Raw genomic sequence first — 17,462 nt, 5'->3', positions numbered from 1 at the left:
TGATTATTTATTTAAATTCTATCATACCGGATGTGGTAATAAAATGGGAAAAATACCAAAAATTCCAACACGGTTCGACATATAAGTTGAACTATAGGGGCTTGAAAGAGTAAATGGGCTGACGTATTCAAAGAAGAATGGAAGGGTGAGAGGGAAATGAAATGGTTGCACAAACTATTTAGTTTAGTTGGTATGTCGTTAGGTGGCGCTAATGCTTGTTTCAAGTATGGATGTAAAAAATATTGCGGATATTCGCCATCTGAAGCAATGAGGTTACACGAACTTGAACATCCATTATCATCGCTTTTGTTGCAGAAGGATTGTGACGATGAATTACCAACACATATAGAAGGTAGCGATTAGCCTTGCAGCAGTCCTACGATAAGCATAAACGTGATAAAGAACTAGACCGTTTCTATCATTCATCCGATTGGAAACGTTGTCGTGAATTGGCATTAATCCGTGACAATTATCTATGTCAAGATTGCCTATCAAACAAACGTATTCGCAAAGCGGACATGGTGCATCACATCATCGAAGTTAAAGATGACATGCAGTTTGCATTAACCATTGAAAACCTACGCAGCCTTTGCAATCCTTGTCACAATCAACAACATAGTATTCATTCAAATAAACTAAATAAACTTTCTGACAAGATTACGGTAATTCGTGCAGCAGAGAACGAGGAACGATGGTAGCCCCCCCTAGACCTAAACATTTAGGACAAACGGCGTTACACCGACTGCCTCCTTCCTTTGCTACGCGGAAGAGTTTATGAAAGGGGGGTACCTTATGGAAAAAGTCACAAATGAGTTGTTGCGCAGTTATTTAGGTGATAATTATCAACCATCTGATGATCAATTAATTGCGTTATATGTTGAAACTTATGAATTTTACAAGCGTATGCAAACTGAATTGAAAAAAATGCCGTTGATGATGGAACACACCAATAAAGCAAAAGCAACTAACTTTATCAAGAATCCTCTTTCGATTGAATTGACTAAAGCCGTGCAAACTTTAAATAATTTATTGAAATCTTTAGGTTTGACTCCAGCTCAACGCAAGGAATTTAAGTTGGGTGGTGGACATACTGATGATGGATTCGACAGTTTCTAAAATCGAGGGCTTATTGATTGTTGTAAAACCTTCACCAGTTTTGTTGGCTACTTGGTACGCTAATCAAGTTGTTGAAGGCAAAATAACAGCATGCAAAAAAGTTATACAAGCGTCTAAACGTCATTTGAACGATTTAAAACGACAGGGCGCGGATGATTTCCCTTGGATTTTCGATGAAGAGCTAGCTCACAGGCCTATTCAATTTATTGAAAAATTTTGCAAACCCTCTAAAGGGGCATTCAATCAATTAGTAATGCAAGCGTGGCAACATTTCACACTTGGTAGTTGTTTCGGTTGGGTCCATAAAGATACACGTGTTAGGCGCTTTAAAGAGGCGCTTATTTTTGTTGCACGTAAACAAGGGAAGACAACTAAGATTGCTGGAGCAACGATTTATGGCGCATCTAAGGATAAGGAAAATGGAGCGGATGTTGTTCTATTAGCGAACAGTATGAAACAAGCTAGACTGTTATTTGATGAAGCGAAAGCTATGATTAAATCTTCTCCAGCACTTGCTAAACGTTTCAGACCTTTGCGCGATGCTATCCATTTTGACGCTACGTTTTCCAAAATAGAGCCACAAGCATCCGATTCGGAAAAGCTTGATGGATTAAATACGCACATCGGAGTATTTGATGAAATACACGAATATAAGGATTACAAATTAATCAACGTTATTAAGAACAGTCGTCAAAGTCGTACGCAACCTTTGCTCATTTATATTACAACTGCTGGATATCAATTAGATGGTCCGTTAGTTAACTATTACGAGCAATCAGCAGATGTTTTAAACGGCGATATCGTGGATGACAGAACTTTTTACTACATTGCCGAACTAGACAGTGTAGAGGAATTCGATATCCCTGAAATGTGGGTTAAAGCAAATCCGAACATGGGAGTTTCGATTAAATTAGCGGATATGATTGAAGATTGGGAGAAGGCCAAACGTACACCATCTGAGCGAAATGACTTTATCACGAAGCGTTTTAACAAATTCGAGAGCAGTAACGAGGCTTCATTTTTGGATTACGAGGTATTAAAGCGCAACGATAAAACGATTGACTATTCCACTGCCACTTCATCAGCTGTGGGGGGCTTTGACCTTTCCGACAGTGAGGACCATACGTCAGCTTATCTTGAATGGGCAATTCCAAAGACTGGCGAGATTGTTTTACTTGGCCATACTTGGGTACCGCAAGCTAAGGTTGATAGCGATAACGAAAAAATTGATTATTACAGCTTGCAAGAGGAAGGTCTATTAACCATCGTTCCAGGAGAATACGTCAAAAAAGAATATGTATTCGATTGGTACGTTGAACAGTCCAAAAAATATCCGATTGAAAAAATTATGTACGATCCAGCGAAAGCGTTTGGATTAGTTGAAATGTTACAAGGATATGGATTTAAAACAGAAGTAGTTCGTCAAGGTTTCATTACACTCGGTCCCGCATTAGATGATGCGAAAGAACGCTTTATTGATGGGAATGTAATTTTCAATAATAACCGATTATTCCGTTGGTACACCAACAATGTCGTTCTTGTGGAAGACAGAAATAAAAATAAAATGCCTACTAAGCAGTCGCGCTATCGAAAAATCGATGGATTCGCGGCTTTTTTAAATGCTCATGTAGAAATTATGAAGAAATTCACTTCAATTGTAGGTAATGGAGATATAGCGTTTATTTCACTAAAGGATTTATAACGAGGAGGTGAAAAATTGAAATTATGGCAACGTACAAAACAAGCAGTTTACATGGCTTACGCGAGTTGGAAAGGGAAAGGTTATGACTTTAGTGATTGGTCAGGGCGAACCTTTTGGGGAATCGATAACAGTCAATTAGCTACAAACGAAACAATTTTTAGTGTGATTACGCGTTTATCCAACACTTTATCCACTTTACCGATTAAATTGCATCAAAATTATGATGTAATCGTCAATCAAGCGGCAGATGTTCTGATTAATGAACCGAACCAAAACATGAGCTCATTTGACTTTATCAACGCATTAGAAGTCAGTCGTAATGAAAGTGGTAACGGGTATGCGGTTATTTTACGTGACGTGCGTATGCAACCGAGCGAAATCATTCCACTGGATCCGTCATGTGTTACTGAATTTATTGACCGTGATGATGGCTCGCTGTGGTACGAAGTGCGTGGCGAATCCAAAAATATGTACGTCCACAACATGGATATGATTCATGTTAAGCACATTCGCGGTCCTAATAGATGGAATGGTCTTAGTCCAATAAAAGTTCTAGCAAATACAATTAAGTATGATAAAGCAGTTCAAGATTTCTCACTTTCCGAAATGGAGAAGAAAGAATCGTTTATTTTGAGTTACGCAGCGAATGTTAGCAACGATACGCGCGATCAAATTATAGGTGATTTCCGACGTTTTTATAAAGAAAATGGCGGTATTTTATTTAAAGAGCCTGGCGTAGAGATTGATAAATTAAAAAAGGAATACTTTGCATCCGATACGTTATCTTCCGAAAAAATTACACGTTCTCGCGTAGCTAACGTATTTAATGTACCAGTTAGTTTTTTGAATGAAACAGGCGGCGGTACTTTTGGTAGCAATGAACAAGAGATGATTCGCTTTGTACAAATGACACTATCGCCGATTGTACGTCAATACGAGCATGAATTTAACCGTAAGTTGCTCACGAAAGACGACAGAAAGTATGGAATGTACTTTAAGTTTAACCTCGGTGCTCTCTTACGTGGCGATACAGCTGCACGTACTGCGTTTTATCAAATGATGTTACGTTCGGCTGGTATGAAGCCAAATGAGGTTAGACAATTTGAAGATTTGCCGCCAGATAAGTCAGAAATGGCAAATCAATTATGGATCAGTGGAGATTTATATCCAATCGATTTACCTATTGCAGAGCGTAAGTCCACTACTACTTCAACTGTGGGAGGAGGTGAGAAAAGTGACTAAAAAACAATTACAAAAGTTTTTTCAAATGAAGGCATCAACTGATGGTAAAACAGCGGATATTTTCATTTACGGAGAGATTACAAAGTGGGCGTGGGAAGAACTTGGAGAGGTTTCTTCAATTACTTTCAAAAGCGAGCTTGACGCATTGGGTGATGATGTAGAAACCATCAATGTATACATTAATAGCCCAGGAGGTAGTGTTTTTGAAGGTTTAGCTATTGGTAACATGTTGAAACGTCATAAAGCTAGAGTAATTGCTCACGTCGATGCCTTAGCCGCATCAATCGCATCTGTAATTGCCATGTTTGCGGATGAAATTCGAATGGCATCCAATAGTTTAATGATGGTCCACAACGCTTGGACGTGGGCGAGTGGTAATGCGGAACAGCTTCGTAAAGCTGCGGATGATATCGAGCGCATTAACGAGTCTGTAATCCAATCTTACTTAGATAAGGCAGGAGATAAACTAAATAGTGACACACTAAAGTCTCTTTTAGATGCCGAAACATGGCTATCTGCTGAAGAGGCTTTTAATTATGGGCTTTGCGATGCGATTGATGATTTCAATCAAGCGGCGGCTTGCATTGACGAAAGATTAATCAAACAATACAAAAATGTACCACAACAACTTGTACAATCAAAGCCATCTTCACCAGTAATGAGTGCGGAAGAAAAAGCTTTACGAGAACGTATCCTTGCAGATTCAGAGGCGAATCTAACTTATTTAAATACAATACTTTAATATAAAGGGGAAAAATCATGAAAACACAAACTAAACAACTATTAAAAGCATTAGAGCACAAAAATGCAATTAAATTAGTATTACCTTTAAAAGATTTACAATTTTTTGGCGATAAAACACTTTACGAATTAAAGCAAGCAATGGCGACGATTGGTCAACAATTAAAAAAAGTAGAGGGTGACCTTTCAGCAAAAGCGATCGACCCATCTGCATCGATTGAAGATATTCAAGTGCAACAAAAATCGAAAGAAGATTTACAAGCGCGCTTTAACGTAATTAAACAACAACACGATGAATTAGAAGCGGAACAACAAGCGAAGTTCGCTCAACAACAAGCTGCTAAAAACGCAACATTAGGTGGTATTGATAATCCACAGCAAAAAGTTACAGCTGCTAAAGCAGAGCTGATCCGTTCAGCTATGTTGAATAAACCTGTTTCTACGGAAGTACGAGCTGTTCTAGGCGATGATTCAAGTACTGGTGGTGGAAAGTTCTTGCCTAAAACAGTATCAAATGAAATCATCATGGAACCATTAGCGACGAATCCATTGCGCGGCAATTCAGCAGTTACACGCATTACAAACTTAGAAATTCCAAAACTTAGCTATACATTAGATGATGATGACTTCATTGCTGACAAAGAAACGGCGAAAGAACTTAAATTAACAGGTGATACAGTTTCTTTTGGTCGCTTTAAATTTAAAGTATTTGCAGGTGTGTCGGAAACAGTTTTAAATGGCACTGACACGGAACTTGTAGGTCATGTTGAAAATGCATTGAAGTCAGGTGTGGCAGCAAAAGAAAAGAAAGTAGCATTTGCGAAAACGCCAAAAGCAGGCGAGGAACACATGAGTTTCTATCGTACAGGTCCAACAGCTTTAAAGCGTATTGAAGGCGAATCTAAATACGATTCTATCATTAACGCGTATGCGGATTTACATGAAGATTATCGCGAAAATGCAAAGGTAGCTATGTCTAGAGTAGACTACCTTAAAATGATTAAAGAATTAGCAAATGGAAATGCATCTTTGTATGCCGCACAACCAGAACAAATTTTAGGTATTCCAACTATTTTCATCGATAGTGCAACGGAACCAATTGTAGGAGACTTTAATTACTCTCACTTTAATTATGATTTAAATGAATTATTTGATCGCGCTAAAGACATCAAAACAGGTGTTGAGCAATTTGTAGTTACTGCATGGTTAGATCACCAAATTAAATTAGCTTCAGCATTCCGTATTGCGGAAGTAAAAACGCCCTAATCAGCCCACAATTGGGCAAATGACAATTGGTTCGGATTTTATTATTGGATAGGAGGATTAATTTCAAATGGCTAAAACGAAAGATGAATTAAAAGCAATGTTTGCTACTGGTAAAGAACCAACAGGAGCTGATTTCGCGGAATTAATTGAGGGCGTTGTTGGTCCTAAAGGTGACCCAGGAGTTGCCGGAAAAGGTACTACAGGAGCAAATGGTAAAGATGGCTTCGGTACGGAAACACAGTACAACGATATCATCGCACGTTTAGAAGCTCTCGAAACATCAGGAGGGTGATAACCTGTGAATATACTTTTAGATGATTTAAAAGATTACTTGCGCATTGATGGGGATGATGAAAATTCGTCCCTATCTTTATTTTTGCAATCAGCAATTTTATATTTGGCTAATGCCGGAGTAAAACAACCATCTGACTACTACCATAAATCTGTGGAGGGCAATGACGTTTTTTCGCAACATAGATTAGCCGTCCACATGCTTGCTACTCATTATTATGAGAACCGCATTGTTTATAGCGCTGGTAAAAGTGGAGAGGTTATTCCATACGGATTACAAACGATAATTTTGCAGTTAAAGTGGGTGAATCCCGATGAATTATCAACACAATAACAATTCTGGTCGCATGAATAAACGTGTGACTTTTTTTAATCCACCAGGGGAAATTATCAATGGTTGGCCATCTAAAGATTGGACACCTTATAAGCGAGTTTGGGCCGAGGTTAAAACTCAAAAAGGTTATCGGGTATTTAATTCAGATGCTACGCAATGGCACGGAAAAAAGATTTTAGGAATCAGGTATCGTGAAGATGTACACGCTGGAATGCGAATTAATATAGGTGGAAAAATGGTAGAGGGAGAATTAGTCGGTGGCACAATGTACGAAATGGATTCTCCACCAATAAATGATGATGAGCTTAATCAGTGGTTAACAATTATTTTGAAAGAAGTGTTGTAAATGGATCTTGATATGAGGGGCTTAGAGGCTATATTGCAAAGTTTAGTGCGATTACCGATAGAAGAAGCCGAGGAAAACAAGATTTTGAATAAAGCAGCAGAAGTCGTGAAAAAAGCGGCAATTGAAGAAGCGCCACAAGATGACGGAGCACTAGACGAACATTCGTTGAAAAAGAACATCAAAATTAAACGGGCTAAAGAAGGAGAAGTAAAAATCCACTCAGGCGGAGCGTACCATGCTCATATTGTGGAGGGTGGACGTTCAGCAGGTAATAAATACGCATTAAAAAATGGAAAGCGCCAACTTGTCACATGGGGCGCAACAGCACCTAACCCGTTCTTTTCCCGTGCTTTCGCTAAGAGTAAAGCTGAAGCGACACAAGTTATGATTGACGAAATCAAGAAGGTGAAAAACCTATGATTGATATTGTTGAACATGTCGTTACTGCATTAGTTTCAACGAAATTACCTGTGTTATTTAATTCGGTTCCAACAGGATCTAATATACCGAATCAGTACATTACATTCTTAGAAGTTACTTCTTCCGCAGCGTTAGAAGCAGCTGACCGAGAATTTGAAACCAAAAGGCTGATACAGGTTAATGTATGGTCAAAAGGCAACTATTATCAGCTTGTGGAAGACGTAAAAAAGTTATTAGAATCAGCAGATTACGAAAGAACATTAGAATATGATAACCCAAAATCAGACGGCGACTCGCACTTTAACAAAGTGTTGCAGTTCGCCTTTTTTGATGAATATTAATAAGGAGGTCATGTAAATGGCAGCGACAACAGTAAACGAAAAACCACAGAAAATTAGTTTGAAACGGATTCATTATGCATTAATGACGGATGAACAAGCGGAAAATTGGGGCGATGTTAAAACATTAACAATGCCGATTTCTTTAACGCTTACACCAAACTTTTCGGAAGCTTCATTAGATGCAGGAGATCGTGTGGTAGATTCGGAAGCTCAACTTGACTCGATTACGATAGCAGGTGAAACGGCGGATTTACCAACAGAAGTTTTAGTTGATTGGTATGGTCATAAAATGTCGGCAGAGGGCGGTATTATTACAAACTCAAACGATTCACCAAATGCGATTGCGATTGGCTTTGAATCGGGCTCAAAATTAACTTGGTTCTTTAAATCAAAATTAAAACCAGGCGAAGAATCGGCAGCTACTCGAAAAAAAGGTGAAACGAATTATAAAATTTATCCTTTCAGTGGTGAGGCTTTGCCTTTAATTGACGGTAACATTAAACACACAGTTGATACACGCGACACAGGAGTGGTGGCAACAGCAGAAACATTCTTTGCAACAGTTACAAAAGCTACGCTAAAGCCTCCTACTCCCTAATGAGCCCCAACCGATAGGGGCGGCTGAAATTGGTGTCGATTTTATAATCCAGTAAAAAGAAGGTCCTCCACAGAATAATTGTGGAAGGCCTTTTATTTTTATATTAAATTGAGTAATTAACGAAAAGGATAGATGAATTATGCAAATTACATTGAAAATTGAAGGTAACGATAAAACGTTTGTAAACGATTTTGTATCAGCTCGATTATTGCGTGACGCGTTGAAGTTGAACGAAGACACAGCACAAAAAAAAGAAGAAGGTACGTATACCGCGACGCAACAATTAGATGACTTAGCAGAAATCGTTGTGAAGGCGTTTAACCACCAATTCACTTTAGATCAATTATGGGATAGTACGGCGTTAGAAGATTTCCAAGGAGAATTAATGCGCGTGTTCAATAAAATTTTAGGACTTGGCGGCTACGCTTTAAATGGAGCTGAAAACGAGGGAAAGTAAGTAATTTAACGCCATATCAAGCGATTAAAAATATGTACAGGTCGCTATTAAAGAATGGGTACAAATTGCACGAAATCGATGCAATAGATATTCACTTTTGGTACGAACTTGGAAATGAAGATGAATTTATAGAAGAAGTCACAGCCGACGATATTTCGTGGTTGTGATTTTTTTGTGGATAAAAGGAGGTGAGAATTTATGGCAGCAGAAATAGGCTCATTAGCAGTCAGTCTATCAATGGATGCGAATAACTTTAACGGTACCATTTCGCAAGTTGACCGTAATTTACGCGCGATGGGTGGCGAATTACAAGCTGTACGTGCGCAAGGGACCGAGTATGGTCAATCTGTGGAAGGCTTATCGCAGAAACAGGATATCTTACAACGGTCATTAACTGCATCATCTATTAAATTGCAAGAACAGCGTCAGAAATATGATGAAATGGTTGCCAGTGGAAACGCAAGTGAAGCAGCACTTGAACGACAGGCGGCGGCAGTTAACCGAGCACAAGCGCAATATAACAGATTTCAGACAGAATTAGATCAAGTATCAACAGAACTTAACGAGTTACAAGATGTATCTAGGAGAGCCGGGCAAGCAGTCACGGAGCTTGGCGAAAATGTATCTAAAACAGGCGGCAAAATGAAGGACCTTGGCGGCACTATGACGGCATCTGTTTCGGTTCCTTTACTCGCATTAGGAACAGGTGCACTTGCAGTAGCGGCTCAATTTGATACGGCGCAAGCGCGTATGCAAGCGGAATTAGGAGTTACAGCAGAAGCGGCTAAAGAACTCGAAGGCACTGCACGTAATGTATGGAAGGCTGGATTTGGTGAGTCATTAGATGAAGTGACGAGTGCGCTTGTACGTGTCAAACAAAACATGAAGGAAATCGACGGTAGCGAAATTGAAGGTGTAACTAAAAACGCATTAGCATTAGCGAAATCTTTTGATTCGGATGTTAATGAGGTAACACGAGCCGCTAATAACTTAATGGTCAACTTTGGTATTACATCCGAAGAAGCATTTGATCAATTATCTAATGGCGCACAAAGCGGATTAAACTTTTCGAATGAATTATTTGATAACGTAGCCGAGTATTCTGGATTGTTTAGCACATTAGGTTTCGAAGCGGATGAATACTTTTCTCTATTATCAAAAGGTGCACAAGCCGGAGTATACAATTTAGATTACCTTAATGATGTTGTAAAGGAGTTTGGTATACGAATTAAGGATGGTAGTGACGGCGTTTCCGATGCGCTAGCTGTCTTATTTGCACCAGAAGGCATCGATGATTTCACTTACGCTTTACAACAAAACGGTAAAGCAACAGACGAATATATGCAATTAACGCAAAAGGTAAGCGCTGAAACAGCAGATGAAATGATTAAAAACCTTCAAAAAGGCGGTAAATCAGCAGCCGATACAAGCACAGTTCTTCAAATGGTGATGGGCGACTATCACGAATTTACTGAAGGTATTGATAGTGGAGCGATTCGCGGTTCAGAAGCCATGGATACTATCCTCAAAAAATTACAAGCATTAGAAAGTCCTGCGGAACGAGCACAATTAGGTGTAGCGCTATTCGGAACGAAATGGGAAGACCTAGAAGAAAAAGCAATGTTCTCGCTTATTGGAATGAGCGAAGGTTTAACAGATGTCGCAGGCACGATGGGGAAATTGACAGAAGTTCAAGAACAAACTTTTGGGCAACGTTGGGATAACTTAACGCGTAGTGCTGCATCATCATTGGAACCTGCTGGAAAGATAATGCTTGATTTAGCTGAAGATTGGCTACCTAAAATAGCAACAGCCGTTGAAGATGTTACAGGATGGTTTGCGGACCTATCGCCTAAAGCACAAGGAGCCACGTTAGCGATAGGCGGTATTGTCGCGGTTGCAGGTCCAGCAGTAGCGGTTTTAGGTATGTTTGTTACTGGCATTGGCGGAATTGTAACTGCATCAGCACCGCTAATTGCAGGATTAGCCGGAGCAAGTTCAGGTGTTGGACTGCTCGGTACCGCTTTGGCATTTGCATCAGGTCCCATTGGATTAACGGTAGCGGCAGTGGGTGCATTAGGCGTGGGCGTTTACGCGTTATCACAAGATTTAGGTGAATCGTCTATACAGGTTGAGGATTGGTCAAACAGGGTGTCCGAATCGACTATAAAAGCCGTCGAAGGATTCACCAACATTTCTAACGATGTAGGTCAATCGTTAAGTCAATTACATTTGACCTCCACAACTATTACCGACGAAATGGCTACGGAAATGACGTCTAAATTTGATGCGATGTACTCTCAAATTGTGGAGGGCGCTAACGTTAAGCATCAAGAGCAAATGGATAGCCTTAGCAATTATTTTTTAAATTCTTCTGCTTTAACTTCTGATGAAGAAGCGAAAATATTAGAAAAGCGTCAGCAAACGCATGATACGGAAATTGAAATATTAGCCGCGAAAAATCAAATAGTTGCAGAAATTATGGCTACTGCAACAGAAGAAAAACGAGCTTTAACTGACCAAGAACGCGAAGTTATTAATAATATTAATCAACAAATGAAAGAAGATGCTGTTCGTGTTCTTTCTGAAAATGAAGTTGAGCAAAAAGTTATCCTCGAAAAAATGAAAGCTGACGCAAGTGAAATTAGCGCTCAACAGGCAGCGGAAGTTGTGAAGAATGCGGTCGAACAGAAAGAAAAAGTAATCGATGAAGCGAATAAACAGTACGAAGAATCCATTGCTCATATCACTCGTATGCGTGATGAAACAGGCGATATTACAACAGAACAAGCGGAAAAGATGATTGCCGAAGCTAAAAAATCACGTGATACAACAATTAAATATGCGGAAGAAATGCATACTGAAATTGTTTCTGAAGCTAAGGCACAAGCGGGAGAACATGTAAAACAAGTCGATTGGGAAACAGGCGAGATTAAATCAAAGTGGGAAGTCATGAAGCGAGATGTCTCCTCTCATATGAAAGAATTAGGCGGTAACATTAAAAGTGACTGGACCCAAGCTTACAAAGATGCTTCCTCATGGATCGATAAAAAGGCGGATAAGGTCGACAAAAGTTTTCAAGCAATGGGCAAAAATGTCGGAATTAAAATGAATGAGACCGCTGACGCAATATCTAAAGGTTGGAATAAGGCATACGATTATTTAGCCTCAATCGATTTGCTGCAAGTAGGTCGTGACATCGTACAAGGGTTGATTAATGGTATAAACGGAAAAATCGATGATGTCGCTAAAGCTACAAGGGATTTAGGGCAATCGGTTATCGACTCCGTTTCAAATGTCCTTCAACGAAAATCACCGTCGCGTGTCATGATAGCAATTGGTAAAGATACGGGTGAAGGTTTAGCGATTGGCGTTGAAGAAAAAAAAGATCGCGTCGCTAATGCAATGGCGGATGTAGCGAAGGGTTTAATTGATGTTACTAAAAAATATAGCGATGAAGAAAAGAAATTCATCGAAAAATCAAACGCTGATATCGGTAAGATTGAAAAACGTCTAGGTGAAGATTTGGCTAAGATTAAGCGTACTGCTGCTACGGCAAAAAGAAAACTTACAACTGATGAAAATCTAAAAATGCAACGACTTATTGAAGATGCTGCTAAGAAAACTCAGGCTATCGAAGATAAAGTAGACAAATCTTCCACGGATAAAATGAAGAAGGCGCAAAAAGAACGTTACGATGCTATTAAGTTGTATGTTGATGATAAAAAATCGTTAGAGCAATTAAGCATATCTGACGAGGCTGAAATTTGGAAATTAGCAACAGAGCAATTTGCTGCAGGCACAAAAGAACGTGTAGAAGCCCAAAAGAATTACAAAAAATCAATCGACGCTATCAATAAAGAGGATTTAGAAAGCATTAAGCAATATATAACTGATAAGAAATCACTGGAAGAGTTGTCATTGACTGAAGAAGCAGCTATTTGGGAAAGAACCTCAACTCTATTTGAAGAAGGCACAAAAGAGCGTATTGAAGCGCAGAAATCATATCAAACAGCTGTGCAAGCCATTAACAAAGAGTTGACTGCAACTAATAAAGAATACTCTGATCAAATTACAAAAGTAAATGAAGACTTAGTTAAAAGTGAAGAAGCACTTAATAAAGCTTATGAAGATGCGGTAGACAAACGCGCTACTTCTTTAGTTAACTTCAAAGGGATTTTTGACGAATTTAAATTCGAAATTGGTGCTACAGGCGAAGAACTCATGTCGAACCTCAGTTCACAAGTGTTAGCATTTGAGGAATGGCAACGTCAAATTGATATGTTATCAGATAAAGCGATTAATAAAGGTTTGCTTGCGGAATTAAAAGAAATGGGTCCCAATGCACTTCCGCAATTAATTGCACTAAACAGCATGACTGACACGCAATTAACGGAGTATAGCAATCTTTACTCCAAAAAATCTAAGTTAGCAAGGGAGCAAGCCGAAAAAGAGCTAGTTGGTATGAAAGACGATACCGAAAAGCAAATTAAAGGTTTGCGTGATGGTGCTAACAAACAATTAGATATGTTGCAAAAAGAATGGGATGCGAAAATTAAGTCACTTACAAAAACAACGTCCACCGAATTATCATCGCTCGAAAAAGTCGGTCGTGATGCTGGGCAAGGTTTATTAAATGGACTAGCTAGTCAAGAAGGTGCATTACAAGCAAAAGCTAAACAGATAGCTGATAGTATCAAGCGTACCATTCAATCAGCCTTAGATATTCATAGTCCAAGCCGTGTAATGCGTGGTTTTGGTGTTAACATCGGACAAGGCTTAATTCAAGGTATGGATGATTCGGTGAATAAAGTTGCGGGTGCTGCACAACGGTTAGCTTCATCTGTGGAGGACGGTGGCAGTTTTAATAATTTAACATCTTCATCTGTTAATAGATCCCGAACGTATCATGGTGGCGAAACACATATCCATGTATACGGCGAAAAACCATCACCATCAGAAATTGCTCGACGAAACGCACAAGTACAACGCCAACAAGCTATGGAATGGGGTATGGCATGATAACGGAAAAAGTAACATTTATAAATACGCGAGGGCAGTCTATTGATTTATCAAATAGGCGCCCTTTTTTACTTCAATCTGTGGATGGCAAAGGGAATATTACGGCTACTGTACAAACGCAAAAGGCTCCTTATCAGGATGGCGCTACTTATATAGATAGCGAATTAGAAGTGAGACCGATGGCGTTGAACGTAAATATTCATTCGTCCTCCGCAGATGAATTAGAAGAATTAAAGCAATCGCTTACAACTGTATTCAATCCGAAGTTAGGTCCAGGTAAATTGATTTATTCCAAAGGTGCAACGGTTCGCGAAATCAAAACGACAGTTGAAAGTATTGTTCAGCCTGTAGGTAAGGAAAATCATGGATTAAGATTCCAAAGGACTGTAATAAATTTATTGTGCCCATCGGTATTTTTTGAGGACATCAACAGTGAAAATTATAAATTAGAAGATTTTGTCGGTAATTTCCGTTTTAAATTTAGATTTCCGGTAAGATTCGCAACCCGTGGTGATTCAAGAATTTTGCTAAACAAAGGTGATGTACCAACGCCAATCGTCGTTGAATTTAGAGGTGCAGCAGTTAATCCAAAAATAACAAACGTTACAACGGGTGAATTTATCCGTGTTAATCGAACAATTCCACCGGGCTATAAATTAGTACTTGATACGTCTTTCGGTAATAAACGAGTCGAAATTATAGCGCCTGATGGAGTCGTAGAAAATGCGTTCCATTACATTGATTTGAATTCAACGTTTTTTTCATTAGACGTAGGCGAAACCAAATTTAGCTTTGTCGCAGAAGGTGGAAAACCCGAAGTATATGTGGAGTACAAGCATAAATATTTGAGTGTATAAGGATGTGAAAGTATGGCTGAAAAATATAGATTTATGGATTCGGTAGAAGATAAATTTGGCAATTACACCAATGAATATGATGCGCAAGATTTTACCGATTATTTCAAGGCATTGATAACGACAGGGGTTATGAAAGGTGTCGGCAATCAATTACTTGTAACTGCAAACAATTCTAATATGATTACACGAATCGATACGGGAATTGCTTTTATTCTTGGTCGATATTATGAAAATGACGACTTTAAAGAGTGGACGCATGATACAGAAACGCTTGGTAAAAGTCGTATTGACCGCATTGTAATTAGAATGGATTTGAATACGGATAAAATGCATGTGCTTTCGTTTATTAAAAAAGGAGTATCTAACCCTAATCCTGTCCCACCACAATTGACACAGACAACGAATGTTTACGAAATATCATTAGCACAAGTACGAGTAGTTGGTGGTCAAACGTTTATTGCCGCAAATGCTGTCACAGACGAACGTGGTACAAATATCATATGTCCGTGGGCGGGTTCTAACATTTTACCATCTTATGATGACAATGCACTTGCTAAGCATTTGGAAGATGATAAAGTACACGTTACTCAAGCCAAACAGGATTTATGGAATAAATTATTCAATGCCAATTCTAATGTATTCCTAAGCGGTCCTAGTGCAAATTTCGACACGCTAGTCAAAAATACGGCTTACACTGTCGGAAATGTTGCCGGTGCGCACAATGCGCCGCCGGAATCATGGGGAATTTTAATATACTATATGCCCGGTCCGTCATATGCGATTCAAGAATTTACCACGGCAGTCGGTGATATAAAATATACAAGGCGATATGATGACGGTCTAAAAACATGGTCACCGTGGAAACAGGCTACTTTTAACGAGGGCACTATAAAATCTTGGAACAGTGCATATAACACATATTTAAGATTTCCCGAATATTGTTCAGTAATAACCGATTGGAATAATGCTAAACAAAACGGCATGTATATGGGTACTAATACATTAAACAATCCACATGGTGTCGTAAATGGTACATGGTTTATGGGCGAAGTAATCGCACACAATGAGATATATATAGTGCAACGACTCATACAATTCACAGATCCTAGCCGTCCAACGTATGAACGTAGTTGTAATGGTGGTACTTGGGGACCTTGGGTAGATGTTTCATTTAGTAAACTTTTCACATCTGTAAGTGAGGGGAAAGCAAGTAACAGGAACGCCCTCGCCCAAAAAGGAGTATCGGTTCCTGTTAATCCGACTTTTGCGGAAATTTCGGATGGGATTTTAAGAATAGAAACAAAAAACGCCGTATCGGGTACGGGTAGGTCTTATGCCAGTGGTGATAAATCTATTTTTGCTATTACAGGTTTACCATTTGCGCCGAAGGCTGTCACGGTAAAATTTGACGCTTTCGATGGACACATAGTATATAACGCGTTTTGGAATGTGTACGCGAGTGCTTATTCGGTAAATAGGGGGTTGGGTGGTGGGTGGCAGAATTGGACCACCGACACAACGAGGAACGGCAATGACATTACATTTTTCGTAGGTAACAATAACCATGTAACAAATTTCAGCTATGAAGCAATCAAATAATAGGGGTGATATTTTGGACATTGGAAATCGAGTTTATTATAAAAAGAGCGACAATACAGTTATATTCCAAACAGGGGAATTATCCGGCGCGGAAGAAGAAAGACCGGATGTGGACGAAATAGGGTTTATAGATATTCCGTTTGGTGCAGTCGATTACACTAACACTTTAATTATTGGTGTAGAGGATGGAAAGCCAAAGTTAAAAACGTTTGAAAAAGATGGACAAAAATACATTCGTGAAATTGAAGATGAGCTATTAGTAAAAATTGAAAATGAAACTGGAGGAATTTTATAATGACAAACGTAAATAAAGTGGTTGTACGTATCGCAGCGGAAAGAATTATGAAGGGTGGTTTAAATCCAAAAACGGAACTAGTGTATGTTATTGATGACATTACGAATCCAGATTACCGTTTGGCTGTGGAAAATTACATCCTAAATGCCACAGAAGGTATTTAAGCAATCGTCCCAGAATGTTTAGTAACATTAATTTTCTTATTGAACTAACGGATCAGTTTAGTTGAATAGCAATAATAGAATTAATTCTGGTAGAATAAGTATCAAATAAATATGGAGGTGTTCAAATGACACCAGAACAAATAATCAGAAAATTCTTTGAAGAAGTACGATCAGGTAAAAATCCAGACTACTCAGATCAATTAATGTCCGAACAAGTATTGGCTCATCAAATTGCTTCAGAGGAAGAACAAACAGTCTTAAGGACGCCTAAAGATTATGCTGAACACGTAAGAGAAATGATTGAAGCCTATGGTAATTATACTTTAGAAATTCAAGAATTATTGGTACAAGGACATAAAGTATATGTCCGCTGGAAACAAGTAGGTACACACGTAGGAGTAGTCGATGGATATCAACCTACAGGACTTCCAATAACTCAAATGACAAGTGCCGTATATAGGGTAGAAGATGAAAAAATTTCCGAGTATTGGATTCAGATTGATAGATCAGGAGTTCAAAAACAATTAGAGTTAAATAAACATATTAAATAGCTATTTAATATTGCAAAGTATTAGGATAACAAACTCTTCTTGAACAAATGGGGGATTTAGTTAAACAAATTAAGTCAACAATTTGTTGGCTTTTTTGTTGAGCATTCGTCTTAAAATGCG

20 protein-coding genes are annotated in these 17,462 nt (G+C 38.8%); all 20 read left to right on the top strand.

From position 1 onward, the window contains the following. Positions 1 to 156: 156 nt before the first annotated feature. The 20 genes from ACQKIH_RS00800 to ACQKIH_RS00705 all read left to right on the top strand — a co-directional run bounded on the left by ACQKIH_RS00800 (position 157) and on the right by ACQKIH_RS00705 (position 17,342). A complete protein-coding gene (locus ACQKIH_RS00800) occupies positions 157 to 363 on the top strand; it encodes a hypothetical protein (protein WP_427762892.1) in 207 nt (68 codons plus the stop codon). A gap of 2 nt (positions 364 to 365) precedes the next feature. Continuing rightward, on the top strand, positions 366 to 698 hold the full coding sequence (locus tag ACQKIH_RS00795) for an HNH endonuclease (RefSeq protein WP_427762891.1): 333 nt from the start codon (positions 366 to 368) through the stop codon (positions 696 to 698). Positions 699 to 774: 76 nt separating this feature from the next. Next, complete coding sequence (locus ACQKIH_RS00790) at positions 775 to 1,116, top strand: P27 family phage terminase small subunit (RefSeq protein ID WP_427762890.1); 342 nt, start codon at positions 775 to 777, stop codon at positions 1,114 to 1,116. Next, positions 1,097 to 2,818, top strand: a complete 1,722-nt coding sequence (locus ACQKIH_RS00785) for a terminase large subunit (RefSeq protein ID WP_427763116.1) — start codon at positions 1,097 to 1,099, stop codon at positions 2,816 to 2,818. Before ACQKIH_RS00790 ends, ACQKIH_RS00785 begins: the two co-directional genes overlap by 20 nt. A gap of 15 nt (positions 2,819 to 2,833) precedes the next feature. Then, complete coding sequence (locus ACQKIH_RS00780; protein WP_427762889.1) at positions 2,834 to 4,060, top strand: phage portal protein; 1,227 nt, start codon at positions 2,834 to 2,836, stop codon at positions 4,058 to 4,060. Between the two features lie 25 nt (positions 4,061 to 4,085). Further along, a complete protein-coding gene (locus ACQKIH_RS00775; protein ID WP_427763114.1) occupies positions 4,086 to 4,802 on the top strand; it encodes a head maturation protease, ClpP-related in 717 nt (238 codons plus the stop codon). 17 nt (positions 4,803 to 4,819) lie between these two features. Continuing rightward, the gene (locus ACQKIH_RS00770) at positions 4,820 to 6,067 is read left to right on the top strand and encodes a phage major capsid protein (RefSeq protein ID WP_427762888.1); all 1,248 of its coding nucleotides are present in this window, start codon (positions 4,820 to 4,822) and stop codon (positions 6,065 to 6,067) included. Between the two features lie 67 nt (positions 6,068 to 6,134). Continuing rightward, the gene (locus ACQKIH_RS00765) at positions 6,135 to 6,359 is read left to right on the top strand and encodes a hypothetical protein (protein ID WP_427762887.1); all 225 of its coding nucleotides are present in this window, start codon (positions 6,135 to 6,137) and stop codon (positions 6,357 to 6,359) included. A 6-nt stretch (positions 6,360 to 6,365) separates the two neighbouring features. Beyond that, positions 6,366 to 6,692 (top strand): head-tail connector protein, encoded by a 327-nt coding sequence (locus tag ACQKIH_RS00760; protein WP_427762886.1) that lies wholly within the window; start codon positions 6,366 to 6,368, stop codon positions 6,690 to 6,692. Beyond that, entirely contained in the window at positions 6,673 to 7,038 is a 366-nt protein-coding gene (locus ACQKIH_RS00755) for a phage head closure protein (RefSeq protein WP_427762884.1), read from the top strand. The genes ACQKIH_RS00760 and ACQKIH_RS00755 overlap by 20 nt, the downstream gene beginning before the upstream one ends. Beyond that, positions 7,039 to 7,458: an HK97-gp10 family putative phage morphogenesis protein gene (locus ACQKIH_RS00750; RefSeq protein WP_427762882.1), complete on the top strand. Its 420-nt coding sequence runs from the start codon at positions 7,039 to 7,041 to the stop codon at positions 7,456 to 7,458. Beyond that, positions 7,455 to 7,799, top strand: coding sequence for a hypothetical protein (locus tag ACQKIH_RS00745; RefSeq protein WP_427762881.1), 345 nt, complete (start codon positions 7,455 to 7,457; stop codon positions 7,797 to 7,799). The genes ACQKIH_RS00750 and ACQKIH_RS00745 overlap by 4 nt, the downstream gene beginning before the upstream one ends. Before the next feature lie 16 nt (positions 7,800 to 7,815). Beyond that, entirely contained in the window at positions 7,816 to 8,397 is a 582-nt protein-coding gene (locus ACQKIH_RS00740) for a major tail protein (protein ID WP_427762880.1), read from the top strand. Between the two features lie 139 nt (positions 8,398 to 8,536). Next, a complete protein-coding gene (gpG, locus tag ACQKIH_RS00735) occupies positions 8,537 to 8,854 on the top strand; it encodes a phage tail assembly chaperone G (RefSeq protein ID WP_427762879.1) in 318 nt (105 codons plus the stop codon). Positions 8,855 to 9,052: 198 nt separating this feature from the next. Continuing rightward, positions 9,053 to 13,876 carry a phage tail tape measure protein gene (locus ACQKIH_RS00730; protein ID WP_427762877.1) on the top strand — a complete coding sequence of 1,608 codons (4,824 nt, stop codon included), beginning with the start codon at positions 9,053 to 9,055 and terminating at the stop codon, positions 13,874 to 13,876. After that, positions 13,873 to 14,733: a phage tail family protein gene (locus tag ACQKIH_RS00725; protein ID WP_427762875.1), complete on the top strand. Its 861-nt coding sequence runs from the start codon at positions 13,873 to 13,875 to the stop codon at positions 14,731 to 14,733. The genes ACQKIH_RS00730 and ACQKIH_RS00725 overlap by 4 nt, the downstream gene beginning before the upstream one ends. Positions 14,734 to 14,766: 33 nt before the next feature. Next, on the top strand, positions 14,767 to 16,332 hold the full coding sequence (locus ACQKIH_RS00720) for a pyocin knob domain-containing protein (RefSeq protein WP_427762874.1): 1,566 nt from the start codon (positions 14,767 to 14,769) through the stop codon (positions 16,330 to 16,332). 13 nt (positions 16,333 to 16,345) lie between these two features. Continuing rightward, the gene (locus ACQKIH_RS00715) at positions 16,346 to 16,627 is read left to right on the top strand and encodes a hypothetical protein (protein ID WP_427762873.1); all 282 of its coding nucleotides are present in this window, start codon (positions 16,346 to 16,348) and stop codon (positions 16,625 to 16,627) included. Then, positions 16,627 to 16,791 carry a hypothetical protein gene (locus ACQKIH_RS00710; protein WP_427762871.1) on the top strand — a complete coding sequence of 55 codons (165 nt, stop codon included), beginning with the start codon at positions 16,627 to 16,629 and terminating at the stop codon, positions 16,789 to 16,791. Before ACQKIH_RS00715 ends, ACQKIH_RS00710 begins: the two co-directional genes overlap by 1 nt. A gap of 125 nt (positions 16,792 to 16,916) precedes the next feature. After that, positions 16,917 to 17,342 carry an ester cyclase gene (locus ACQKIH_RS00705; protein ID WP_427762869.1) on the top strand — a complete coding sequence of 142 codons (426 nt, stop codon included), beginning with the start codon at positions 16,917 to 16,919 and terminating at the stop codon, positions 17,340 to 17,342. The last annotated feature ends 120 nt before the right edge of the window (positions 17,343 to 17,462 follow it).

Origin of the sequence: Solibacillus cecembensis, from assembly GCF_050272495.1 — a bacterium.
GTDB classification, from domain to species: Bacteria; Bacillota; Bacilli; order Bacillales_A; family Planococcaceae; genus Solibacillus; species Solibacillus cecembensis.
The sequence above is the reverse complement of the archived record's forward strand: the minus strand, read 5'-3'. Positions and strand labels throughout refer to the sequence as shown.